The organism is Kibdelosporangium banguiense (genome assembly GCF_017876405.1).
GTDB lineage: Bacteria > Actinomycetota > Actinomycetes > Mycobacteriales > Pseudonocardiaceae > Kibdelosporangium > Kibdelosporangium banguiense.
The window spans coordinates 8,178,055-8,204,110 of record NZ_JAGINW010000001.1 but is presented as its reverse complement, the minus strand read 5'-3'; the positions used below and the strand labels follow the sequence as shown (position 1 = coordinate 8,204,110).

Below are 26,056 nucleotides of genomic sequence, written 5' to 3'. Positions count from 1 at the left end.
TACCCAGTTGGCCACACCGCCGAATCGGCCGTCAATAATGGCCGGACCGGGGCTGATAGGGGTGGCGGACATGGGTTCAGTCCTCGTCCCGGCCCGCGCCGATCGCCATGTTGATCAGCGCTTCGCTGTCCAGGTCGTCAATGTCCACGGCGCCGTCGATCGAAATGTCCTCTTCCAGTACTTCGACCGAGCCGGCACCGCCCAGTTCGAGCAGGCTGTCCAGCAGGCCCGCCTTTCGCAGCTGTGCCAACGGGATCGACGCGAGGATGTCGCGTACCCCTTGCTCAGTCAACGCTTCCGCACTGTCTGCGCTCTGCTCTGCCTCCTCATGCGGCAGCAACTGCTCGGCGAGGTGATCGGCCAGCACCCGCGAGTTGGGGTAGTCGAAGATCAGGCTGGCCGGCAGCTTCAGCTTGGTGAGCAGGCTGAGCTTGTTGCGGAAACCGGTGGCCGACAAGGAGTCGAAGCCGATCTCGTTGAACGGGCGATCCGGCTCGACCTCCTCGATGCCCGAGTAGCCGAGCAGGGCCGCGGCCTGGGTGCGGACCAGCTCCAGCAATGCGGGCCGACGGCGCCGTTCGGGCATCTCGGCCAGTTGCTGGGCCAGCGAACCGGTGTCCTCCTGCGCGTCGTTGGCGGCCCTGCGGCCGGCGGGACGCACCAGGCCGCGCAGGATCGCCGGCAGGTCGTCGTCACCGGCGCCCTGCAGGGCACGGGTGTCCAGCGGCATCGGCAGAAGCACGGCTTCGCCACCGCCGGTGGTCGCGTCGAACAGCCGCAGCCCGTCCTCAGTGGACAGTGCGGTGATGCCGGTCTCCGCGATCCGTTGCCGGTCGGCGTCGCTCAGGTCAGCAGCCATGCCGTTGTCCTCGGCCGCCCACAGACCCCACGCGAGCGAGACGCCCGGTAGACCCGCCGCCTTACGCCGGGTCGCCAGTGCGTCGAGGAACGCGTTCGCTGCCGCGTAGCTGCCCTGCCCTGGCGCGCCGAGCACACCTGCGGCCGAGGAGAACAGCACAAACGCGGAGAGGTCCAGATCCTTGGTCAGCTCGTGCAGAGTCAGTGCCGCGTCGACCTTCGGCTTGAGCACCGCGTCAAGGCGTTCCGGGGTCAACGACGTGATCACGCCGTCGTCCAGCACGCCCGCCGAGTGGACCACGCCACGCAGCGGTGCGCCGGCCGGGATCGCCGCCAGCATGGCGGCTGTGGCATCCCGGTCCGCCACATCGCACGCGACCACGGACACGTTGGCGCCCAAGGAGGTCAGCTCGTCCCGCAGGACGTCCGCACCGGGCGCGTCCAGGCCTCGCCTGCTGGCCAGCAGCAGGTTCTGCACACCGTGCGCGGTGACCAAGTGCTTGGCCACGATGCCGCCCAGTGCACCGGTGGCGCCGGTGACCAGAACTGTGCCTTCGGCGTCCCACGCTCCGCTCGTGCCAGTGGCCCGTTCCAGGCGCGGTACCAGGACCGAACCGGTGCGAACCGCGACCTGCGGTTCACCGGAGGCCACGATCGCGGCCAGGGTCCGTGGTGACGGAGTGCCCGCGTCCAGGTCGGCCAGGACGATCCGGCCGGGGTTCTCCGCCTGCGCCGACCGCACGAGTCCGGCGACCGCGGCACCGGCCAGATCAGCGGCGTCCTCACCGCCGCAGGACACAGCTCCCCTGGTCAGCACCAACAACGTGGTGTCAGCCAGCCTTTCGTCAGCCAGCCACGCTTTCAGCGTGTCCAGCACGCGGTTGGTTTCGGCATGTATCGAGGCAGCATCCGTGGCGTTCGAGTCGCCGCTGGGCAGGATCAGCACATTGTCCTGACCCACCTCGTCGATGCCGGCCACTGTCGTGGCTTCGAGTGCACCGGCGATGCCCAGCCGGTCGTCGCCGACGACTGTCCACTTGGTCCCGCCGGCCACCGCGTCAGGCTCCGCTTGCTGCCAGGACACCGCGAACAACGAGTCCCCTGCCGAGCCTTCCGCGGCCTGCGGCACAGCAGACATCGGCCGCAGCAACAACGACCCGATCGAAGCGACCGGAGCGCCGGTGTTGTCGGCGATGTCGAGCTCCACCGCACCGGTTCCGACTGGCCGCACGTGCACCCGCAGACTGGTCGCGCCCCCGGCGTGCAGCCGCACGTTCTCCCACGCGAACGGGAGCACCGGCTCCTGTCCCGCGGCCGAGGAAAGCCCGATCGCGTGCAGCGTCGCGTCCAACAGTGCCGGGTGGATACCGAATTTGTCCACATCGGACGTAGCAGACCGTGGCAGAACCACCTCGGTGAAGGACTCGCCGCCACGCTGCCACGCCGTGCGCATTCCCCGGAAGGTCGGGCCGTAGACCAGGCCGTCCGCCGCCAAATCGTCGTACGAGCCCTCGATGTCCACCTGTTCGGCGCCGGCCGGCGGCCATTCGGTGAGATCGAAGGATTCCGGCTTGCCGCCCGGCGCGAGCGTGCCAGTGGCGTGCCGGGTCCACGGTGTGCCGTCCGGCGCACCCGCGGCGCGTGAGTGCACGCTGAACGGCCGCACTCCCCCGTCACCAGGTCCGTCCAGCGCGAACTGGACACGCACGCCGTTGCGCTCAGGCACGACGAGCGGGAATTCCAGAGTCAGCTCGTCGATCCGGTGACAGCCGACGGCGTCGCCTGCCCGGATCGCCATCTCCACGAAACCCGTGCCAGGGAACACGAACGACCCGTTGACGGCGTGTTCGGTGAGCCATGGATGTGTCCCGGCGGAGATACGGCCGGTGAAGAGCATCCCCTCCGCGCCGGCCAGCTCCACAGCCGAACCGAGCAACGGGTGCTCCTCCTCGCCCGAGCCCGTGATCCCGATGCTGTCCAGCCAGTACCGCTGCCGCTGGAACGGGTACGTCGGCAACTCGACCGAACGTGCCCCGGTCGGCGCGAACACCGCCTGCCAGTCCACGGTCTTGCCGCTCACGTGCAGCTGGGCCAGGCCGGTCAGCGCCGCCTTCGGCTCCGGCTTGTCCTTGAGCAGCAACGGCGTCAGGACCGTACCGTCGGCCCGCTCCTCAAGGCTCTGGTCGGCCATCGCGGTCAGGGTGGCGTCCGGCCCGAGCTCGACGAACCTGGTCACACCATCGGAAGCCGCTCGCACAACCGCGTCACGGAACCGCACAGCCGCCCGTACCTGGTTCACCCAGTGGTCCGGCGACGCCAGTTCCTCAGCGGACACGGGCGTCCCGGTCACGGTCGAGATGATCGGAACGCGCGGTGCCGCATAGGTCAGGCCTTCGGCAATGGTGCGGTACTCGGCGAGCATCGGCTCCATCAGCCGTGAGTGGAACGCATGCGACACACGCAGCTTCGTGGTCTTGCTCTTGCCTTCGAACGACGCGGCGACAGCGTCGACCGACGCCTCGTCACCGGCGATGACGACCGACTGCGGGCCGTTGACGGCCGCGATGTCCACCGTGTCGCCAGCGGCGGCGAGAACGTCGTCCAGCCTGGCTCCGATGGCCACCATCGCGCCACCTGTAGGCAACGCCTGCATCAGCGCGCCGCGCGCAGTGATGAGAGCAGCCGCGTCGGCGAGCGACAGGACACCGGCGCAGTGCGCGGCGGCCAGCTCACCGATCGAATGCCCCACAAGTACGTCCGGCCTGACGCCCCACGACTCCAGCAACCGGAACAGCGCGACCTCGATCGCGAACAGTGCCGGCTGGGTGTAGCCGGTCTGTGCCAAGGCTTCGGCGTCGCCGTCGATCACCTCACGGATCGGACGGTCGGTGTGCTTGTCCAGTTCGGCGCACACCTCGTCGTACGCGTCGGCGAAGGCCGGATACCGTTGCGCCAGTTCGGCTCCCATGCCGAGACGCTGCGACCCCTGCCCGGCGAACAGGAAGGCGGTCTTGCCACCGGCAGACGCGACCCCACGGACAACGCCGGGTGCTTCCTCGTCGTCGATCAGGGCCACCAGGCCGCGCAGGAACTCCGGCCGCCTGCTGCCGATCAACACGGCACGCTGTTCGAAGGCGGTCCGCGAGGTGGCCAGCGAGTATCCGATGTCGCCCAGGCTGCCGTCCGGGTCCTCGCCCACATGGTTCAGCAGTTGCTCAGCCTGTGCGCGCAGGGCCACCGATCCCCGGCCGGAGACCGGCCACACGACCGGACCGTCCCACGAATCGGCCGCCTCGACCTCGCGCCGGTCGCCTTCCTCCAGGATCACGTGCGCGTTGGTGCCACTGACCCCGAACGAGGACACACCGGCCCGCCGGATCCGGCCGTTGGGCAGCCATTTCACCGGCTCGGTCAGGACTTTCACGTTGCCGGCCGACCAGTCGATCTCCGCCGACGGCTGCCCGACGTGCAAGCTCACGGGCAGTTCGCCGTTGCGCATCGCCATCACCATCTTGATCACACTGGCCGCACCGGCGGCGGCCTGTGTGTGACCGATGTTCGACTTCACCGATCCGATCCACAGCGGACGCTCGATCGGTGCTTCCTTGCCGTAAGTGGCAAGCAGTGCCTGCGCTTCGATCGGGTCGCCGAGCTTGGTGCCCGTGCCATGCGCCTCGACAGCGTCCACATCGGACGCGGCCAGCCCGGCGTCGGCCAGAGCCGCCCTGATGACCCGCTGCTGGGCCGGTCCGTTCGGGGCGGTCAAACCGTTGGACGTACCGTCCTGGTTGATCGCGCTGCCCCGCAGCACAGCGAGCACCTGGTGGCCGTTGCGGCGGGCGTCCGACAGCCGCTCCAGCACGAGCACACCGACGCCCTCAGACCATGCCGTCCCGTCCGCGTCGTCGGAGAACGCTTTGCACAGTCCGTCTGGTGCGAGCCCTTGCTGGCGGCTGAACTCGACGAACGTCTCCGGCGTGGCCATCACGGTCACGCCACCCGCGAGTGCGAGCGAGCAGTCGTCGCGGCGCAGCGCCTGCGCGGCCATGTGCATCGCGACCAGCGACGAGGAACACGCAGTGTCCACGCTGATCGCCGGGCCCTCCAGGCCCAGGCTGTAGGCGACGCGGCCGGTGACGATCGAGCCGGCGCTGTTGGCACCCACATAGTCGTGGTACTGCACACCGGCGTACACACCGGTCGGGCTGCCCTTCAGCGACGTCGGGTCGATCCCGGCCCGCTCCAGCGCCTCCCACGACGACTCCAGCAGCAACCGCTGCTGCGGGTCGATCAGCGGCGCTTCCTTGGGCGACACACCGAAGAACCCGGGGTCGAACTCCCCCGCGTCATAGACGAAACCACCCTTGGCCACGTACGTGGTACCTGACCGCCGTCCGCTCGGGTCGTGCAGCGAGTCGACGTCCCAGCCACGGTCGGCCGGGAAGTCACCGATCGCGTCGCCACCGTTGGCGACCAGCTGCCACAGGTCCTCCGGCGAGGTGACCCCGCCAGGCAACCGGCAGGCCATGCCGATGATCGCGATCGGTTCGTCCGAGACTTCCTGCCTGGCCGTGGTCACGGTCTCGTGACCGCCGGTGAGCTCGGCGAGCAGATGGTCGGCCAACGCGGACGAGGTCGGGTAGTCGAAGATCAGCGTGGCGGGCAGACGCTGCCCGGTGGCCGCGGTCAGTCCGTTGCGCAGCTCGATCGCGGTCAGCGAGTCGAAGCCGAGCTGCTGGAACTGGGTGGCCGGCTCGATCTCGTCGGCGGAGCCGTAGGCGAGGACCGCGGCCGCGTGGGTCCGCACCAGGTTGAGCACGGCGTCACGGCGGTCTGCTTCGGCGAGTGCCTCGATGCTCGCGGCGAACGAGCCGACCGGAGCTGAAGCGGAAACTGTGAAGCCTTCGGAAGCGACCCGCCGGGCCTGCCGGCCGACCAGGTCCTGCAGCAGCCGCGGAACGCGGGCCCCCGGCTTGCGCAGAGCGGCGATGTCCAGCGTTGCCGGGACGATCGCGGCGTGACCGCTGGCCAGTGCCGCGTCGAACATGGCCAGGCCGTCCTGAGTGGACAGCGGAACCAGGCCGGCCGCGGACAGCCGGGTGACGTCGTCATCCGACAACGTGCCGCCCATCCCGCCTGCCTGTCCCCACAGGCCCCAGGCCAGCGACGAAGCCGTGAGGCCAGCCGCCTTGCGGTGCGCGGCAAGCGCGTCGAGGAAGGCGTTGGCAGCGGCGTAGTTGCCCTGTCCTGGTGCGCCGAGCACGCCGGAAACCGAGGAGAACAGCACAAACGCCGACAGCTCTGTGTCCTTGGTCAGCTCGTGCAGGTTCAGCGCGGCATCCACCTTCGGCCGCAGCACTGTGTCGATTCGTTCTGGCGTCAACGCCGTCAGAACGCCGTCGTCGAGCACACCGGCGGCGTGCACCACCGCAGTGAGCGGGTGTTCGGCCGGAATAGTGGCGAGAACCTTAGCGAGCGCGTCGCGGTCAGCCACGTCACACGCGGCGACCTTGACGTCGACACCGATCTCGACCAGTTCGGTGGTAAGCCTGACGACGGCCTCTGGACCGCTTCGGCTGACCAGCAGCAGGTGACGGGCCCCATGCTCGGTGACCAGGTGCCGGGCGATCTCGCCACCCAGCGCACCGGAGGCACCGGTGATCAGCACTGTGCCGTGTGGCTCGATCCGGACCTGCTCGCCGTCCGTGCCGGCGACCCGGGCCAACCGAGGCACGAGCAACTCATCGCCACGGACCGCGACCTGCGGCTCGCCCGAGGCGATCACCCGCGGCAGCACCGCGTTCACGTCTGCACCGGCCTTGAGGTCCAGCAGCACAAGGGAATCCGGGTTCTCCTCCTGCGCCGAGCGGATCAGGCCCCAGATTGCGGACCCACTCAGATCGGTGACGTCCGAGTCGTCGACCGAGACCGCACCACGGGTGACGACCACGAAGCGCGCGTCCGGCGCTGGGTCGGACGCCAGCCAGGACTGCACTGCGGCCAGGACTCGGTGCAGCCCGGCACGCACGGCTTCGGCGTCGGTGCCGCCTGTGTTCTCCAGCACCACGACGTCATTCGGCATCTCAGCAGGCGCCGCGGTCAGGCGCCGCCAGTCCAGCCGGTACAGCGGCGTGCTGTCACCCGCGACCGGAGCCACGAACGGACGGAAGATCGTCGTGTCGACGGTGGCGACCGGCGCACCGGTCGAGTCCGCGATGGCGATCGCGTAGTCGTCCTCACTGATGGGGGTGAACCTGGCCCGCAGCGCCGATGCGCCGGTGGCGTGCAGCTCGACTCCGGTCCAGCAGAACGGAACCCGCCCGACACCACCGTGCCCGCCCGCGGCGACACGCAGCGCGTGAGTGGCCGCGTCGATAGCCGCCGGGTGCAGACCGAACTGCTCGGCGTCATGCCCCTCGGGCAGCACCACTTCGGCGAAGACCTCATCGCCGCGTCGCCATGCGGCACGCAAAGCACGGAACATCGGCCCATAGGTCAGGCCAGTGTCAGCGAAGTCGTCGTACAACCCGTCGACCGGCACTGCCTCGGCACCTGCAGGCGGCCATTCGGTCAGCGGCTCGCCACCACGATCCGCTGACGGGAGAAGGGTTCCGGAGGCGTGCTGGGTCCACGGCGCGTCCGGGCCGTCGTCCTCGAGTCGCGAATGGATGGTGACAGTGTGCGTCCCGTCCAGGACGACCTGCACCTGCACGCCACCGCGCTCCGGCACCACAAGCGGAGTACCCAGCGTCAGCTCCTCGATCCGGCCGTAACCGGCTTGGTCGCCCGCACGGATCGCCAGTTCGAGGAAGGCAGTTCCGGGCACGGTCACCGCACCCGAGGCGCCCAGCCGGTGATCGGCCAGCCACGAGTGCGTGTCGAGCGACAGCCTGCCGGTGAGCACGACACCGTCGGTGCCCGCGATCGTGATCGCCGCGCCGAGCAGCGGATGCCCGGCGGCGGCCAGGCCCGCGGCGCTGACGTCGCTGATCCCGCCCCGCGCGTCCAGCCAGAACCGCTTGCGCTGGAACGCATACGTCGGCAAGGTGACCTGCCGCGCGTTGCTGCGCGCGAACACAGACGTCCACTCCGGCTCGATGCCGCTGACGAACAGTTCAGCCAGTGCCGTGATCGCGGCCGGCGCCTCGGCGCGGTCCTTGCGCAGCACCGGCACGACGATCGCGTCGGCAAGACTTTCGCGGGTCAACGCGGACAGCACGCCTTGCGGACCGACCTCGACGAACCGGGTGACTCCGGCGGCAGCGAGCGCGTGGACACCATCGTGGAACCGGACCGCCGCACGCACGTGCTCGACCCAGTACTCCGGCGTGGCCAGTTCGATGCTCGCGAGCCCGCCGGTCACATTGGACACAATGGGAATCGACGGCTCGGTGAACGAAAGCCCGGCGGCGATCCGGCCGAACTCGGCCAGCATCGGCTCCATCAAGGCCGAGTGGAACGCGTGGGACACCCGCAGCCTGGTGGTCTTGCGGCCCTGAGCCGTCAGCTTCGCGGCGGCGGCCAGCACAGCGTCCTCGTCACCGGAGATGACGACTGACTGCGGGCCGTTGACTGCGGCGACGCTCACGCTCTCCGACAGCAGTGGTTCCACTTCTTCTTCGGTTGCCACGACAGCAACCATGGCGCCGCCCGCGGGCAGTGCCTGCATCAGCCGCGCACGCGCGCCCACGAGCGTGCACGCGTCCTGCAGGGACAGCACTCCCCCGACATGCGCGGCGACCAGTTCACCGATCGAATGGCCCAGCAGCATGTCGGGCTTGACGCCCCAGGAGGCGAGCAGACGGAACAGCGCCACCTCGAACGCGAACAATGCGGGCTGGGTGTAGCCGGTCCGGTCGAGCAGCTTCGGCTTTCCGAAGATCACCGGCTTGATCGGGCGGTCCAGGTGCTTGTCCAGCTCGGCGGTCACCTCGTCGAAGGCCGTGGCGAAAACCGGGAACGCCTCGTAGAGCTCGGCTCCCATGCCGACACGCTGGGCACCCTGGCCGGAGAACAGGAACGCGGTCAACCCCTCGGTGCTCGCGCCACGGATCACATTGGGTGCAGGCTGGTCGTCAGAAAGCGCGGTCAGTGCGGTGGCCGCGTCCGCAGCGTTGTCGGAGTTCGCGGCGAGTACCACGGCACGGTGGGTCAACGGCGAGCGAGTGGTGGCCAGTGAGCAGCCGACGTCCAGCACCGTGTGTCCGTCCACAGCAGACGCGAGCCGCTCGGCCTGCGCCCGCAGACCGGATGTGCCGTGCCCGGAAACAGGCCAGGGCACCGGTACCCCGACCGGCCAGGACGGCTCTCCCGTCTCGGCTGCCTCGACCGGCGGCGCCTCCTCGATGATCATGTGCGCGTTGGTGCCGCTCACCCCGAAGGACGAGATCCCGGCCCGGCGCGGATGCCCGTTGGTCTCCCACGACCGCGACTGCGCCAGCAGCTCGACGGAGCCGGCGGACCAGTCGACGTCGGTGGACGGTTCGGTCACGTGCAGCGTCTTGGGCAGCAGGTTGTTGCGCAGCGCCATGACCATCTTGATGACACCGCTGACACCGGCCGCGGCCTGGGCGTGGCCGATGTTCGACTTGATCGAACCGAGCCACAGCGGCTTCTCGGCCGACCGGCCCTGGCCATAGGTGGCCAACAAGGCCTGGGCCTCGATCGGGTCGCCGAGCGTCGTACCGGTTCCGTGCCCCTCCACGGCATCGACATCGGCCGCGGTCAGCTTGGCATTGGCCAGCGCCTGACGGATGACGCGTTGCTGGGACGGGCCATTCGGCGCGGTCAGGCCGTTGGACGCGCCGTCAGAGTTGATCGCCGAGCCCCGCACGACCGCGAGCACGTGGTGACCGTTACGCCGGGCGTCCGACAACCGCTCCAGCAACACGATTCCGGCGCCTTCAGCCCATCCGGTGCCGTCGGCGCTGTCGGAGAACGGCTTGCACCGGCCGTCGGCGGCCAGGCCGCGCTGCCGGCTGAACGCGAGGAACGGCCCTGGCCGCGACATCACCATCACGCCACCGGCCAGCGCCAGCGAGCAATCCCGCTGCCGGAGGGACTGAACCGCGAGGTGCATCGCCACGAGCGACGACGAACACGCGGAGTCGATCGTGACGGCCGGGCCTTCCAGGCCGAGCGCGTACGCCACCCGGCCGGAGATCACCGAGCCGGCGTTGCCGGTGCTCAGGTAGTCCTCGACCGTCCCGGCCACCGCGTCCGGCGACAGCTCGTCGTAGTAGTCCTGGTCGCCGCTGCCCACGAACACGCCGACCTGCTGCTGCGCCAGCGAATGCGGAGCGATCCCGGCTCGTTCGACGGCCTCCCAGGACAGTTCGAGCACCAGCCGCTGCTGCGGGTCCATGGCGAGCGCCTCGCGAGGCGAGACACCGAAGAACGGCGCGTCGAACTCGCCGACGTCGTAGACGAACCCGCCTTCCCGCACGTAGCTGGTACCTGGGGCGTCGGGGTCGGCGTCGAACAGCGTGTCAAGGTTCCAGCCGCGGTCGGAGGGGAACTGCCCGACCGCGTCCCGTTCCTGCGCCACGAGCGTCCACAGGTCCTCCGGCGAGCGCACGTCACCGGGGTAACGGCAGCTCATCGCGACGATCGCGATCGGCTCCTGCTCGGCTGTCTCCAGCTCGCGCAGACGGGCCCGCGTCTCGTGCAGGTTCGCGGTGACCCGCTTGAGGTAGTCGACCAGTTTTTCTTCGTTAGCCATCGTGAGACCTCTTGTCGATCCGGTGCTCGGAGTCGGGGTGTCGGGCGGGCCTCAGGCGGACCCGAGTTCGTTGTCGATCAGGGCGAACAAGTCGTCCGCGGTCGCCGTCTGAAGTGCCTCGGCGACGCCGCCGCCCTGGCCGGCGACGGCCTTGTGCAGGACGGTGACCATGGCTTGCAGGCGGGAGGTGATCCGGGACCGCTCGATCTCGTCCGCGGCCAGGCCGGCCACCCGCTGCTCCAGCCGGTCCAGCTCAACGGCCAGTGGTACGGCCTCTTCGCTCGCACACAGCAGCGACCAGAGGTGCTCGGCCAAGGCCTGCGGGCTGACGTAGTCGAACACCACGGTCGCCGGAAGCTTCAGCCCGGTCTGGGCGCCCAGCCGGTTGCGCAGGTCGACTGCGGTGACCGAGTCGAAGCCGAGGTCCTTGAACGCCCGGCCGGGATCCACCTCGGACCCGTTGTCGTAGCCGATGACCACAGCCACGTGACCGCGTACCAAGTCCAGCAGCATGCGTTGCTGCTCAGGACCGGTCAGCCCCGCCAGCTGGTCGGTGAGTTCCGTGCCACCGGCCTGAGTTTCGGCCGCTGCGCCATCGAGCGGACCGGACGCCTCAGGCAGTGCGCGCAGCAGCGGCCGCGGCCGGGCGAGGGTGTAGACCGGCGCGAACGCCGCCCAGTCGATGTCGGCGACCACCAGGTGGCTCTCGTCGTGATCCAGCGCCTGGCCGAGTGCCTCGACGGCCAGTACCGGGTCCATTTCGGACAGTCCCATCCGGCGGAGCATGTCGCTCGCGGTCTCGTCGACCATTCCGCCGCCGCCCCACGAGCCCCACGCGATCGAAGTCGCGGCGAGCCCAGCGGCCCGGCGCCGGTGTGCCAGCGCGTCCAGGAAGGCGTTCCCGGCGGCATAGGCGGGCTGGCCTGTGGTGCCCCACACAGCGGCACCCGAGGCCATCAGCACGAAGGCTTCCAGCGGGGTGTCCTCGAGCAGGTCGGCCAGGTGAGCCGCACCGGCGATCTTGGCCCGGGTGGCGTCGGCGAACTGCTCAGGCGTCATCTCGGCCAGCGGCGGCTCATGCGACAGCACTCCGGCGGCGTGCACCACGGCTGTGGGCGGGTGTTCAGCGAGCAGTCCGGCGAGGGCAGCCTTGTCGGACACGTCGCAGGCCGCGACCGTCACCTTCGTCCCGAGCGCCTCGATCTCGGCAGCCAGGTCGGCCGCTCCGGCCGCTTCCAGGCCGCGACGACTGGTCAGAACGAGGTGCTCGACGCCACGACCGGCAAGCCAGCGGGCGACATGCGTACCGACGGCGCCAGTGCCGCCGGTGACCAGCACGGTTCCCTTTGGTTGCCAGGAATCGACAGCCGTACCGTCAAGCGGGGCACGAACCATGCGCTTGGCGAACACACCGGATGAACGGATCGCCACCTGGTCTTCATTGTCCACACCGGACACCACTGCGCACAGCCTGCCGATCGCGCCGGCATCGGTGATGTCGGCAAGATCCACCAGGCCGCCCCAGGTGGCCGGGAAGTCGAGCGCCGCGACCGTGCCGAGGCCCCAGACCGCGGCGGCGGCCGGGTCGGCATCCGAGAACGAGTCCGTCGCCACCGCGCCCGCAGTGACAGTCCACACTGGAGCAGTGATCTCAGCGGCCTGCAACGTCTGCAGGAGCTTGATCGTCGACGCGACCGGAGTGCTGACCGCGGGATGCCCGGAGTGCTCACGCTCGTCCAGTGCCAGCAGGGACAGCACGCCGTCGACCGGCCCAGCGTCCGCCAACTCGTCGACCCGGACCGTCGTCGCGCCCTGCGCGGCGAGGATTTCGGCGATACCGTCCGCACGGGAGGCCGTGTCCGGCACGACGACCAGCCAGTTGCCGGTGAGCTTGGTTGCCGCGATTCCGGCCAGCGGCGCCCAGGACACCCGGTAGCGCCAAGCGTCCACGGTAGCCAGTTCGGTCTGCCGTCCGTACCAGGTGGCGAGCGCGGGCACGACGTCGGTCAACCGGGCGGAGTCCAGCCCCAGCCGGTCGGCCAGGGAATCCACGTCGCCCTGCGCCACGTCCTGCCAGAACACGTCGTCGGCGACCCCGCCGGACTCCTGCGCCGGCAGCGCCTTCGACTGCTCCTCATTCCAGTAACGCCTGCGCTGGAACGGGTAGGTTGGCAACTCGACGTTGGCTCCGCCAGGGCACAACGTGGTCCAGTCGGGCGAGACACCACGGACGTACAGCTCCGCCATCGAGGTGGCGAACCGGCCGAGGCCGCCCTCGTCGCGGCGCAATGTGCCGACCACGGCAGCGGGCTGTTCGAGGGTACCCAGAGTCTCCTGGATGCTCATGGTCAGAATCGGATGCGGGCTGATCTCGACGAAGGCCGTGTATCCGGACTCGGCCAGCCGCGTCACCACCGGGGCGAACCGGACGGTCTGCCGGAGGTTGGTGAACCAGTACTCCGCGTCCACGGTCGGCTCTTCGACCAGTTCACCGGTGACGGTGGACCACATCTGCACGTCGCCCAGGCGCGGGCGGATCGGTCCGAGGTCAGCGTGCAGACGGTCGACCAGGTGCTCCACATGCGCCGAGTGCGACGCGTAGTCCACCGCGACTCGCTTGGCACGGATGCCGTCCTCGACCAACTCGTCCCGCAGTTTGTCGAGCGCGTCACCGTCGCCGGACAACACCACGGAGGTCGCACCGTTGTCGGCCGCGACCGAGATCCGGCCGTCCCACGCGTCCAATCGATCCTGCAGGTCTCCGGCAGCAGCACCGACGGCGAGCATCCCGCCACCACGGCCACCGAGAATCTCCCCGATCGCCTTGCTACGCAACGCAACCACCCGCGCGCCGTCTTCCAGCGACAGCGCACCGGCGACGCTTGCGGCCGCGATCTCACCCTGCGAGTGACCGATCACCATATCCGGCTCGACACCGTGCGCACGCCACACGGCGGCGAGCGACACCATGACCGCCCACAGCATCGGCTGTACGACGTCCACCCGGTCAGCGGGCGGGGCGCCGGCTTCTCCGTGCAGCACCTGCGTGACCGACCAGTCGACGAACTTGGCCAGCGCAGCCTCGCACTCGGCCATCCGCGCTGCGAAAACCGGCGACTGCACAAGCAGTTCGGTCGCCATCCCGGCCCACTGCGAACCCTGGCCCGGGAAGACGAACACCGTCTTGCCCCGCACGTCTGCCGTGCCGGTCACCACTCCGGGCAGCGACTGCCCGCCAGCAAGCCCGCGTAATCCCGCAAGAGTCTCGTTGTCGTCGGCACCCAGCACCACAGCGCGGTGCTCGAACGCAGACCGGCCTGTCGCGAGCGTGTAGGCGACGTCCGCCAGCTGGTGCTCGGTGTCCGCCAGTTGTCCCGCGGCGGTGGCCAAAGCGGAGGCGGTCTTTCCGGACAGCACCAATGCGTTGACGATCGGTGGTGCTGCGGCCTCGACAGGCTCCGGCTCCGGGGCCTGCTCGATGATCACATGCGAGTTCGTGCCGCTGACCCCGAACGAGGACACGGCCGCGCGTCGCGGTCGCGAGACCTCCGGCCAGTCGCTTGCCTCGGTCAGCAGCTGCACCGAACCCGCGGACCAGTCCACGTGCCGCGACGGTTCAGTGACATACAACGTCTTCGGCAGCCGGGCGTGCCGGATCGCCTGCACCATCTTGATCACACCGGCGACACCGGCCGCGGCCTGCGGGTGACCGATGTTCGACTTGATCGAGCCGAGCAGGAGCGGATGCCCGCTCTGACGCTGACCATACGTCGCCAGCAGCGCCTGCGCCTCGATCGGGTCGCCAAGTGACGTGCCCGTGCCATGCGCCTCGACAGCGTCCACATCGGACAGTGAGAGACCGGCGTCAGCCAGCGCGGCCTCGATTACACGCACCTGCGACGGACCGTTCGGCGCGGAGAAGCCGTTGCTCGCACCATCCTGGTTCACCGCTGAGCCACGCACGACGGCGAGCACCCGGTGGCCGTTGCGGCGCGCGTCCGACAGCCGCTCCAGCACCAGCACACCGACGCCTTCACCCCACGACGTCCCGTCGGCGTCGTCGGAGAACGACTTCGACCGGCCGTCCGGCGCCAGGCCACGCCGGCTACAGAAGTCGACGAACATCTCCGGGGTGCCCATCACCGCGACCCCGCCCGCCAGTGCCAGCGTGCAGTCACCGCGCCGCAGGCCCTGGATCGCCATGTGCATCGCGACCAGCGACGACGAGCACGCGGTGTCCACACTGATCGAAGGCCCTTCCAGGCCGAGGCTGTAGGAGACCTGCCCGGAGATCAGGCTCCCGTCCGGGCTGCCCCCGTTGTAGTCGTGGTACATCAGGCCCGCGTACACCCCGGTCGCACTGCCCTTCAGCGACGCCGGGTCGATGCCGGACCGCTCGATGGCCTCCCAGGACGCCTCAAGCAGAACGCGCTGCTGCGGGTCGGAACGACGGGCGTCACGCGGGCTGATCCCGAAGAACTCCGCGTCGAACTCGGCGGCGTCGTAAAGGAAACCGCCGTGCCGGACGTAGGTCTTGCCCTCCCGCTCCGGCGCCGGGTCGTAGATCGAGTCGATGTCCCAGCCCCGGTCGGCCGGGAACTCACCGATCGCGTCCCGGCCCTCGGCCACCAGATCCCACAGATCGGCCGGGTTACGTACCCCACCCGGATAACGGCAGCTCATCCCAACAATGGCGATCGGCTCGTTCGCCCTGGACTCGATCTCGTGCAACCTGCGCTTGGTCTGCTGCAGATCGGTCGTCGCACGCTTGAGGTACTCGCGGAGTTTGTTCTCGTTGTCCATGGCGTTCCCGTTCATGCGAGGCCCAATTCGTTGTCCAGCACGGCGAAAAGCTCGTCGTCGGTGACCGAACCGAGGTCGGCACCCGTGTCGTCTTGGTCTTCGCCCTGGGCGTCGGTCCACTTGCGCAGCAACGCCTCGAGGCGGGCAGTGATCTTCGGGGCGGAGCCGTTGACCGAGGCGGCGGCGAGTACTGCGTCCAGCCGGTCTATCTCGGCCAGGACGGGTGCGGCGGGGTTCGCCTGGCCTGGGTCGAGGGATTCGAGCAGGCGCTTGGCGAGCACGGCGGGCGTCGGGTGGTCGAACACCACAGTGGCCGGCAGACTCACGCCGGTTGTTGTGGCGAGTTGGTTGCGCAGTTCCACCGATGTCAGTGAGTCGAAGCCCATCTCCTGGAACGCGCGTACCGGGTCGACCGAGGTCGCCGACGCGAAGCCCAGCACCGCCGCGACATGCTCGGACACCACTGTGAGCAGGTACGGCTCCCGTTCTTCGCCAGGCAGTGCGGCCAACCGGCCGGCCACCGAACCACCGGCCTGGGCAGACCGGCGACGGACCGTCACCCGAGCCAGCCCACGCAATGGCGCCGGGACCGCGTCGGTGCGTGCCCGCAGTGCCGCGATGTCCACCTTCAGTGGCACGAGTACCGCTTCACCGGCGGCCAGGCTTGCGTCGAACAGCGCCAGGCCTTCCACTGTGGACATCGGCGGCATGCCCAGTCGTCGCAACCGGCGTAGGTCCGAGTCCTCAAGCTGGCCTGCCATGCCGCCGTCCTCGGCCCAGGCACCCCACGCGAGCGACACCGCCGGCAACCCGAGCCCACGGCGGTGGGAAGCGAGCTCGTCGAGGAAGACGTTGGCTGCCGCGTAGCCTGCCTGCCCGGCGCCGAGCACCAGGCCCGCTGCGGACGAGAACAGCACGAACGCGTCCAGATCAAGGTCCTTGGTCAGCTCGTGCAGGTGCCAGGCGCCGTCGACCTTGGGGCCGAACACACTGTCGATGTGCTCCGGCGTCACGGTTTCGACCGTTCCGGCGGCCGCGATTCCGGCTGCATGCAGAACAACTGTGAGCGAAGGGATCCCGGCAAGCAGCTGCGCCACCGCGTCGGCGTCCGACACGTCGCAGCTCGCAACCGTGACCTCGGCGCCGAGTTCGACCAGTTCGTCGCGAAGCTCCTGAGCGCCTACAGCCGCCAGTCCGCGGCGGCTGGTGAGCACCAAACGTCGCACACCATGTGTTGTGACCAGGTGTTTAGCGAGCACCGCACCGAGTCCGCCGGTGCCACCGGTGATCAGGACTGTGCCGTCGGGATTCCAGCTGAAGCCGTCGAGTTCTTGCGAGGCCTTGACCAGGCGCGGCACCAGCAGGCGACCGTCGCGGATGGCCAGCTCGGTCTCGCCGGTGGCGAGCGCAGCGCGCAATTGCTGCGAAGAAGGCTCTGTGTCTGCGTCGATGAGTACGAACCTGCCGGGATTCTCGGCCTCGGCGGCGCGCACGACACCCCGCACAGGCGCCGCGCCCAAGTCCCCACCGGTGATCACCGCGAGCACACCGCCATCACCGGCCAGGTGTTCCCGCACTGCTGCGAGTACCTCGTCGACGGCCTCACGAGCAGCGGCCGGAACGTCGTCGCCTGTCGAGGAAACGAAGATTGTGTTGGCGCTGGCCGGGCCGTCTGAACCGTCCGGCGCGGGCTCCCAGGCCAGCGAAAAGAGTGAGTCGTTCGCCGTCTGAGCGAGTTGGCCGGCCGAGATTGGCCGCGCCGCCAGCGAGTCCACCGAGAGCACCGGATTGCCGGCCGTGTCCGTGATCGACAACGTGATCGTGTCCGGGCCTGTCGGCGACACGTGAACCCGTACGGACGACGCGCCCGCGGAATGCAATGTGGTGCCGCTGAACAGGAACGGCAGCATCGGCGCGACCTCGCCGTCGGCGCGTGCCGGACCGAGGAGCTGGGCATGGAATGAGGCGTCGAACAATGCCGGGTGCAGGCCGTAAGCGCGGGCGTCGGTCTGTTCGGGAAGCGACACCTCGGCGAACACGTCCTCGCCGCGCCGCCACATGGCCCGTAGTCCTTGGAACGTGGGGCCGTAGTCGTAGCCCTGCTCAGCAAGCTGGTAGTAGGGATCGTCAAGGGCGACCTCGACGGCGTCCGACGGCGGCCATTCGGTCAGCTCGCCGGACGGGCCATCCTTGGCGACCGACAGCACGCCGCTGGCATGCCTGACCCACAGCCCTTCCACGCCCAGGCGTGAGTACACCGAGAAAGCACGGCGATCGGCTTCGTCCGGACCGTCCACAGCGACCTGAATGGCCGCACTGGCCCCCTCCGGGAGCACAAGTGGCGCTTGGAGGGTCATCTCCTCGATGACACCGCAGCCGACCTCGTCGCCCGCGCGCATCGCCAGTTCCACGTATGCCGTGCCAGGCAGGAGAATGCTGCCGAGCACGACATGGTCGGCGAGCCACGGCACAGTGTCCGCGGACAGCTTGCCGGTCAGCACGACTCCGTCGGCTCCGGCCATCGGCACGACCGCGCTCAGCATCGGATGTGCCGCCGGAACCTGGCCGTTGCTTTCGGCGTCCGCCGTACCCGTGTTGGGCGGCAGCCAGTACCGCTCGCGTTGGAACGCATAGGTGGGCAGATCCACCCGGCGACCGCCGGTGAGGATCGCGGCCCAGTCCACCGTGATGCCGTTGACGTGCAGGGTGGCGATCCCGGTGATCGCGGACTCCGGCTCCGGCCGGTCCTTGCGTTGCACCGGAACGAAAACGGCGGCGTCTGTGCAGTTCTGGCCCATCGCGGTGAGCACCGCGTCCGGACCCACCTCGACAAGCGTGGTCACCCCGTCGGCGACCAGCGTGTTGATCCCGTCGTCGAACCGGACCGCCGCACGCACGTGCTCGACCCAGTACTCCGGCGTCGCCAGCTCGGCGCCCGCGAGTTTACCGGACACATTGGACACAACTGGGATCGACGGCGCCTTGAAGTCAAGTCCGACGGCGATACGGCCGAACTCGGCCAGCATCGGCTCCATCAGCGGCGAGTGGAAGGCGTGCGACACACGCAGCCGTGTGTTCTTGTGCTCCTTCAGGGAAGCGGCCACTGCCAGGACGGCGTCTTCCTCGCCAGAGATGACGACAGACTGGGGGCCGTTGATCGCGGCGATGCTCACCTTGTCCGACAGCAGCGGCGTGACATCGTCCTCAGTGCACGCGATGGCGACCATCGCCCCGCCGGCCGGCAAGGCCTGCATCAGCTTCGCGCGAGCCGCCACGAGCGTGCACGCGTCCGGCAACGTCAGCACCCCGGCCACATGGGCGGCGACCAGTTCGCCGATGGAGTGCCCCATCAGCACATCCGGCTTGACGCCCCAGGACATCAGCAGCCGGTAGAGCGCGACCTCGAAAGCGAACAGCGCGGGCTGGGTGTAGCCCGTCTGGCTCAGCGGCCCGTCCTCGGCGAAGATCACGTCCCGAAGCGGCTGCGGCAGATCGAACTCGGCACACACTTCGTCCAGAGCCGCCGCGAAGACCGGGTACGTGGCGTACAGCTCGGCACCCATCCCCTGCCGCTGTGACCCCTGACCGGTGAACAAGAAGGCCGTTCGGCCCCCGGCCCTGCCCGTACCGCGGATCCCGCCCGTGTCGGCTGCGAGCGCGGTAAGCCCGGCCAGCAGTTCGTCCCGGCCCGTACCGACGACCGCAGCCCGGTGGTCAAGCGCGGCTCGCGTGGCCGCAAGCGAGTGGGCCACATCGACCGGCCGCAACCCGGGGTTGTCCTCCAAATAGGACGCGAGTCGCGCGGCCTGGGCCGGCAGGGATTTCGTGTTGTTCGCCGACACCAGCCAGGCCACCGGCCCGGCTTGATCGCATGGTCCGGCGATTTCGGCAGGCTCGGCCTGCTCGATGATCACGTGTGCGTTGGTGCCGCTGATCCCGAACGACGACACGGCCGCACGCCGGACCCGATCCACCTCCGGCCATTTCCTGGCCTCCGTCAACAGCTCGACCCCGCCCGCCGACCAGTCCACGTGCGGTGACGGCTCGTCCACGTGCAAGGTCTTCGGCAACACCCCGTGCCGGATCGCCTGCACCACCTTGATCACACCACCCACACCGGCCGCTGCCTGCGTGTGACCGACGTTCGACTTGAACGACCCCAGCCACAACGGTTCCTGGTCACGGTCACGCCCGTACGTCGCCAGCAACGCCTGCGCCTCGATCGGGTCACCCAGCTTCGTCCCCGTGCCGTGTGCCTCGACCATGTCGACGTCTTTGGTGGACAGGCCAGCCGACGCGAGCGCCGCACGGATCACCCGCTGCTGAGCCGGACCGTTCGGCACCGTCATCCCACTCGAAGCGCCATCGGAGTTGACCGCGCTCGCCCGGACCACGGCCAGCACCTCATGACCGTTGCGGCGCGCGTCGGACAACCGCTCGACGACCAGCACACCAACGCCTTCGCCCCAACCAGTTCCGTCGGCGGCAGCTGCGAAAGCCTTACACCGCCCGTCGCTGGACAGGCCGCGCTGCTCGTTGAAGTCGATGAACGTCTGAGGGGTGGCCATCACAGTGACACCACCGACCAACGCCAGCGAGCAGTCCCCACGCCGCAACGACTGCGCCGCCCAGTGCAGGGCCACCAGCGACGACGAGCACGCCGTGTCGACGCTCACCGCCGGGCCCTCCAGGCCCAGTGTGTACGCCACCCGGCCGGACACCAGGTTCCCCAGCGCCGCATGCCCCCGGTAGTCGTGGTACATCACGCCGGCGAACACACCGGTCTTGCTGCCCCGCAAGGAATCCGGCGCCATCCCGGCCTGCTCCAGCGCTTCCCAGGACGTCTCCAGCAACACCCGCTGCTGGGGATCCATCACCAGCGCCTCACGGGGTGAGACGCCGAAGAACTCCGGGTCGAAGTCCCCCGCACCGGCCAGGAATCCCGCCTCCCGGGTGCATGTGCTGCCCGGCCGTTCCCCGGTGGGGTCGTACAGACGGCCGAGGTCCCAGCCGCGATCCAGCGGGAAGTCACTGATCGCGTCGGTGCCCGAGACGACCAGGTCCCAAAGATCCGCCGCGGAGCGGATCCCGCCTGGATACCGGCATGCCATGCCGACGATGGCCACCGGCTCGGTGTTCTTCAGTTCGGCCTCGCGCACCGCGCGCCTGGCTTCTCGCAGATCGGTGGTCGCCCGCTTGAGGTAATCGAGCAGCTTGGTCTCGGTGGTCACACGAATCTCCCCAGCTCCACGGGAATCCACAGGGGATCAATGGGTATTCCAGAACGCTACCTACGCCACAACCGGCGCCGTACCCCTAAAGGGAAAACCCCAGTTCCAGCAATTTCCGGTATGTCACGCGCAGGCCGCGGCGAGCGCGGCCAATGCCGGCACAAGATCGAGCGGCTTCGGCATTGCCTCGATTTCCGCGCTCAGCCTTGCGGCACCCGCGCGAAGGGATTCGTCGGCCACAAGTGCGTTGATCCGTTCGCCGAGATCTGCCGCGGGCAATTCCACCACGGCCCCGGCGCCGGTCTCGGCGATGTCCCGCACGAGCTGAGGCAGCTCCCGTGTGGACACGGCGAGTTGCGGCAATCCGTAGGCCAGGGCAGCGAAAGCGATGTCGGCGGCGCCGTCGTGCACGACCGCTGAACACGTCGGCAACACGGCCGGCGCGGGCGCAGTGTCGACCACGCGGACGTTGGCCGGAATCCGGGCGCCGGGACCAGCGCTGTCGGGAGTACCGGCCCAGACGACTTCGATGTCCAAGCCGCTGACCGCGTCGAACGTCGCGGCGCACACAGCCGGATCGGTGGTCGCTAGCAGCACCCGGTCACGGCGTGACTTGCGTCGCAGCCACCCCGGCACGACGGCAGGACCGGTGTAGGGGATGTACCGAATGAGGCCGTTCTCCCCACCGGGCTGCCGGAGCGAGGGCGGCAAGCAGTCGAGGGTCATGTCGGTGGCCACTCCATCGCTGGTCTGCACCGACGGGCCAGCTGGGCCGACCACTCGCACGCTCGCCGCGCCCGTCGCCTTGGCGGCCACAGCACCGGCGGGCGCTCGATCGTCGGCGATCACCACGTCCGGCCGCCACACCTCGGCGAACTCGGTCAGCTCCGCGACGGCGGACGCGTCGGCCAGCCACGCGGGATCGCCGGGCGCGCCGACTTCCACCGCGATGCTCCCGGTCCGGTTGATGACCGGCGTGAAGTCCGGGCGACCGGCCACTTTCACGTCGTGCCCGGCGGTCCGCAACGCCCAGATCATCGGCACCAGGTTGTGCAGCCGGCCGGCATCGGACGCGACGGTGAACAATACGCGCATGGATTCACCCCGGGATGAATGAGGAAAGGCAAGAGACACTGCCTGGACTCACATTTCCAGGCCACCCGAGCCTAATGGCGCGATTTGCGGCCGCGTACCCCTAGCCGTCCCCACAAAGACACGACCCCGCTCCCTGACGCGCAGGGAGCGGGGTCGGTTGCCGGGCATTTGGGGGATGCCCCGGCCATTTACTGGCCTGGTAGTGCGATGGCTTCGATGGGCTTGCGTTTCATCGCCATCTTGGCGGCCGTCGACGAGACCGGCAGCACGATCAGGAATACCGCGATGATGACCGCGAGGAACACCCACAGTGGACCGGACGGAATGAACGAACCGACCGAGACCGCCATCGGGATGACAGTGAAGAGGGATATCACGGTGCCGAGCACGAGCGCGACGACCGCGACGAGCCCACCTTCGATGAGCAGCATCTGCCGGACCTGCCGCCAGTCCGCGCCGGCCAGCCGCTGCACGGCGAACTCCCGGCGGCGGGCCAGCACCGCGACCGCCAGCATGTTCACCGCCGCGATGGCCGCGTAGGCGATGGCCAGCACCGCGAGCAGGTAGTTGATCCACGTCTCCACGTCGAGACCGGCGGAGATGTTCTCGGTGAGCATGCTGTCGTCGCCGGCCGTGACGCCTGGCCAGCCATTGACCCGCTGCTTGATCGCTGCGACGAGATCACTGGCGTCCTGATCCGGTTTGGCGCGGACCAGGATCTGCGACGGCAGGCCGGTGGTGGTGTGCGCGGCCAGCAGGTCCACGGGCAGCACGAGGCTCGGGAAGCCCGACGGGCTGTCCAGCAGGGCGGCCACCTTCGCCTTGACGCGTGCGCCGTCGCCGAGACGCAGGGTGACCTGGTCGCCGACCTTGATCCCCAGATCGTTCGCCTCGGACTCCGGCACGGCCACCGAGTCGCCGGTCAGGTCCTTCAACGAGCCGGACAGGACCGGGGTGCCGAGCACGGAGGCCTGGTCGTTGGCGTTGATGCCGACAGTCCGGGTGGGATCGCTGCCCATACCGTCGTAGGGCTCCTCGATCCAGCCGAGACTGGTCACCATCCCGGAGGCGTTGGCCACCCCCGGCGTCTCGCTGACCTGCTTGAGCAGATCCGGTGCCACGCCGCCTGCGCCCGCGGAGACCACAGCGTCCACTTTGAACTGTCCGGTGTAGTCGCTGACGGCGGCGTCACCTCTGGTCGTCTGCGAGTAGACGTTGCCGAGCGCGATGGCGACGGCCAAAGTGATCGGTGTCAGCACAGCGGCGAAGGCAACCGCCCGCGCCCGGGCGTTGATCATCGCGAGATCGGCCCGCGGCCCGGCGAAGCGCCGGATCGTGCCGCCGAACCTGGTGATCACATAGGTGACCAGTTCCGGCCCGGCCAGTCCCACGGCGATCGCGCCGGTCAGTCCGGCCGGACCGCCGGTCGCCCCGGCTGTCTCGGCGGGCATGAACATCGTCAGCAGCGCCAGAGCGGCCGTGCCCAGCGCGAACAACTTCGCCAGCTGACGGCGGAACGCGCTCACGCTGACCGGAGGGATGGCCGCCTCGGCGAGGGCCTGGATCGGCCGAGCCCTTGCCGCGGGCAGCGCGGAGAACCACGCCGACACGAACGCTGTCAGCAACGCGACAAGAGCGCCGCCGGCGAACGGAATGATGCCCTGCCGGAACTCCAGTGCCGCGGGCACCACGCCTCGGCTGGCGCTGAGTGAGAAGATCAAGTTGCCCATCACGCTACCGAGCACGATGCCGCCGACGACGGCCAGCGCGGCGACCGCCATGGTCTCCACGATCACCATCCGGTGCACCTGCTTCGGCGTGCCACCGGTGGCGCGCAACAACGCGAGCTCCTGCTGACGTTGCCGGATGCTCAGGCTGATCGTCGCCGACACCACCAACGCCATGACCACCAGGACCATGCCGCCGAACACACCGGCCAACAGGATCAGCGGGAGCTGGCTGGCATCGACGCCGACGAACTCGGCCGAGCCACGGCTGTCGTCGGTGAGCACGGTGAGCTCCGGCAGCTGACCCGCGATCCGGCCGGCAAGCTCCTGCGCGTCAACACCTTCCGCGGGAAACACGCCGAGCAGGTCGACCGTGCCAGGATGCTTGGCGAACTGCCGCGCGTCCGAGGAGGAGAAGAACAATGCCGACGCCGCAACGGTTTGGGCAGGCTGCGCGATCCCGGAGACCGTGAAGTTCATGCGCTGCCCGTTGACGACGATGTCGACCTTGTCACCGGCTTTGACGCCCGCGTTGCCCGCGGTGGTGTGGTCCAGTACGACCTGTCCGGGCATACGCGGTTCAGTGCCGTCGCTCAGGCTGTACGGGGTCAGAACAGAAGATGCCCAGTCGTGTCCGGAAAGGACAGTGTCGCCACCTGCCAGTGGCGTGCCGTCCTTGACGACCGCCGCGGAGAACGACACGTCCGGCACCGCGCGGCCGACGCCTTGCACAGCGGTGATCTTGTTGATCGCGTCGAGCGGCACACCGGCGCGTTCGGTGTACGGAACCGTCTCGGACTCCTGGTCGGGCAGTTTGAACCCGCCCGAGCCGCCGATCACGATCGGTGCCGCCGCAAGGCGTTGCGGCGTCGCGTTCAGCCGGATCGCCGACTCGAACAGGCCACCGCACGCGATCAGCAAAGAGCAGCCGATCAGGACTGCCGTGAACGTCGCCAGCGACGCGGCCGCGCGGTAGCGCAAACTCGCCAGCGCCAAGCGGTACACCGCCCGCCTCGCATTACTCACCGCTGCCTCCGCGCCTGCTTGGCCTGGGCGCCGAGCTGCGCCAGGCGCGCGGCCACCTGCTCGACCGTCGGCCCGGCCATCTGCGTGACGATCGACCCGTCGACCAGGAAGAGCACGTTGTCCGCGAAGGACGCCGCGACCGGGTCGTGGGTGACCATCACGATGGTCTGGCCCGAGTTGGCCAGTTCACGCAGCAGGCTGAGCACCTCGAGCGCGGTCTCGGTGTCCAGCGCGCCGGTCGGCTCGTCGGCGAACGTCACCGCCGGCTTGCCTGCCAGTGCGCGGGCGATCGCGACGCGCTGCTGCTGGCCGCCGGACAGCTCGCCCGGACGGTGCTTGACCCGCTGGCTGAGGCCGACCCGGTCGATCACCTGGGCCACCCATGCCGCGTCCGGCGTCCGCCCGGCGAGCAACGCGGGCAGCATGACGTTCTGCTCGACGTTGAGCGCGGGCATCAGGTTGAAGGACTGGAAAACGAAAGCGACATGGTCGCGGCGCAGCTCGGTCAGCTCGGTCTCGCTCTTGCCCGCCAGCGGTGTGCCGACCAGGGTCACCGTGCCAGAGGTGGGCTCGTCGAGGCCGGCGGCACAGTGCAGCAGCGTGCTCTTGCCGGAACCGGACGGTCCCATCACCGCGGTGAAACTGCCCGCGGGGAAGTCGATGGTGACGCCACGCAGTGCGGCGACGGCGTTCTCCCGCGAACCGTAAGTCTTGTGGACCGAGTCAAGCCGGACCGGCGCTTCCAGGGTCTTCATTGTTGTCACGGCTTACTCGGACCTTTCGGTTCGGCTCGGATGGGGCGACTGGCGCCGCGATTCGACGATCCACAGCGCGCCGAGCACGACACCACCGCTGACGACGGTGTACACCCAGAACGGGAACAGCAGCTGCCAGCCGATCAGCACCATCATCAGCCAGATGACGAACTGCAGTCCGCTCACGGCCAGCCATACGAATGTGATCATCCGAATGATGGACAGTCTCTTCGACCTGGTCTCGGCCATCAGGGCCCCCGCTCTTGGTCTCATCGAACCGACAGTAATTAGTGCATGCCTTGCACAGTTTAGCCACCGCCGGATCAGCTTGAGAAGCCCCCCGTCACCCCTAAGGGTCACTGTCCGCTACGGACAGCCTCATTCGCCGGTCCCACGCACGGGTGCACCAGAGCCCCGCAACGATCACGCCACACCCGGCGAGCTGCCATAACAGCCAAGTGCCGTCCCACGTTTGCCCGAACAACCCGATCAACAGCCAGATAACGATGTCAACAAAACTCAACACGAGCCACAACCCCACCCCTACGCGAGGCGCGGCGAGCAGCGCGACGGGCTGTAGTTCGCCGGGCATCCCGGGCAGTAGTCGCTGCAGCTCCGCACGCGTGGTGGCGTCGGCCAGCCGGGCCCGGCGCTGACTGGCCTGTTCCTCAGTGAGCTCGCCGCTGGACACCGCGTGGTCCACCCAGGTGGCCGCCAGCTTGCGGTCCAGCTCGCTGGCAACCGTGCGCTCCCGCCAGAACAACCGCTCTACCACGGAGTTCGCCTTGCTCACAGTTCCCCCAGCTCGCCCGAGGATGGTATTAGTGTGATACTTGCACA

General features: G+C 69.0%; 7 protein-coding genes and 1 pseudogene. All 8 read right to left on the bottom strand.

The window, feature by feature from the left end:
• Positions 1-76: 76 nt before the first annotated feature.
• Positions 77-10,579 (bottom strand): type I polyketide synthase, encoded by a 10,503-nt coding sequence (locus JOF56_RS37265; RefSeq protein WP_209644119.1) that lies wholly within the window; start codon positions 10,577-10,579, stop codon positions 77-79.
• A gap of 51 nt (positions 10,580-10,630) precedes the next feature.
• Positions 10,631-15,409: a type I polyketide synthase gene (locus JOF56_RS37260; RefSeq protein WP_372448397.1), complete on the bottom strand. Its 4,779-nt coding sequence runs from the start codon at positions 15,407-15,409 to the stop codon at positions 10,631-10,633.
• Positions 15,394-20,607: pseudogene (locus JOF56_RS37255) on the bottom strand (SDR family NAD(P)-dependent oxidoreductase); the annotation flags it as partial. The gene JOF56_RS37260 and the pseudogene JOF56_RS37255, both read right to left, overlap by 16 nt.
• Before the next feature lie 129 nt (positions 20,608-20,736).
• Positions 20,737-21,708 (bottom strand): nucleotide disphospho-sugar-binding domain-containing protein, encoded by a 972-nt coding sequence (locus tag JOF56_RS37250; protein WP_209644117.1) that lies wholly within the window; start codon positions 21,706-21,708, stop codon positions 20,737-20,739.
• A gap of 188 nt (positions 21,709-21,896) precedes the next feature.
• Entirely contained in the window at positions 21,897-24,461 is a 2,565-nt protein-coding gene (locus JOF56_RS37245) for an ABC transporter permease (RefSeq protein ID WP_307855425.1), read from the bottom strand.
• On the bottom strand, positions 24,458-25,216 hold the full coding sequence (locus JOF56_RS37240) for an ABC transporter ATP-binding protein (RefSeq protein WP_209648700.1): 759 nt from the start codon (positions 25,214-25,216) through the stop codon (positions 24,458-24,460). The genes JOF56_RS37245 and JOF56_RS37240 overlap by 4 nt, the downstream gene beginning before the upstream one ends.
• Before the next feature lie 12 nt (positions 25,217-25,228).
• Entirely contained in the window at positions 25,229-25,489 is a 261-nt protein-coding gene (locus tag JOF56_RS37235; protein ID WP_209644116.1) for a hypothetical protein, read from the bottom strand.
• 76 nt (positions 25,490-25,565) lie between these two features.
• The gene (locus JOF56_RS37230) at positions 25,566-26,009 is read right to left on the bottom strand and encodes a DUF1707 domain-containing protein (protein WP_209644115.1); all 444 of its coding nucleotides are present in this window, start codon (positions 26,007-26,009) and stop codon (positions 25,566-25,568) included.
• Between the last annotated feature and the right edge of the window lie 47 nt (positions 26,010-26,056).

Bases quoted from the DNA above. Each gene is read 5' to 3' on its own strand.
- JOF56_RS37265 (WP_209644119.1), bottom strand. From the start codon at position 10,579: ATGGCTAACGAAGAAAAACTGGTCGACTACCTCAAGCGGGTCACCGCG.
- JOF56_RS37250 (WP_209644117.1), bottom strand. From the start codon at position 21,708: ATGCGCGTATTGTTCACCGTCGCGTCCGATGCCGGCCGGCTGCACAAC.
- JOF56_RS37240 (WP_209648700.1), bottom strand. From the start codon at position 25,216: ATGAAGACCCTGGAAGCGCCGGTCCGGCTTGACTCGGTCCACAAGACT.
- JOF56_RS37235 (WP_209644116.1), bottom strand. From the start codon at position 25,489: ATGAGACCAAGAGCGGGGGCCCTGATGGCCGAGACCAGGTCGAAGAGA.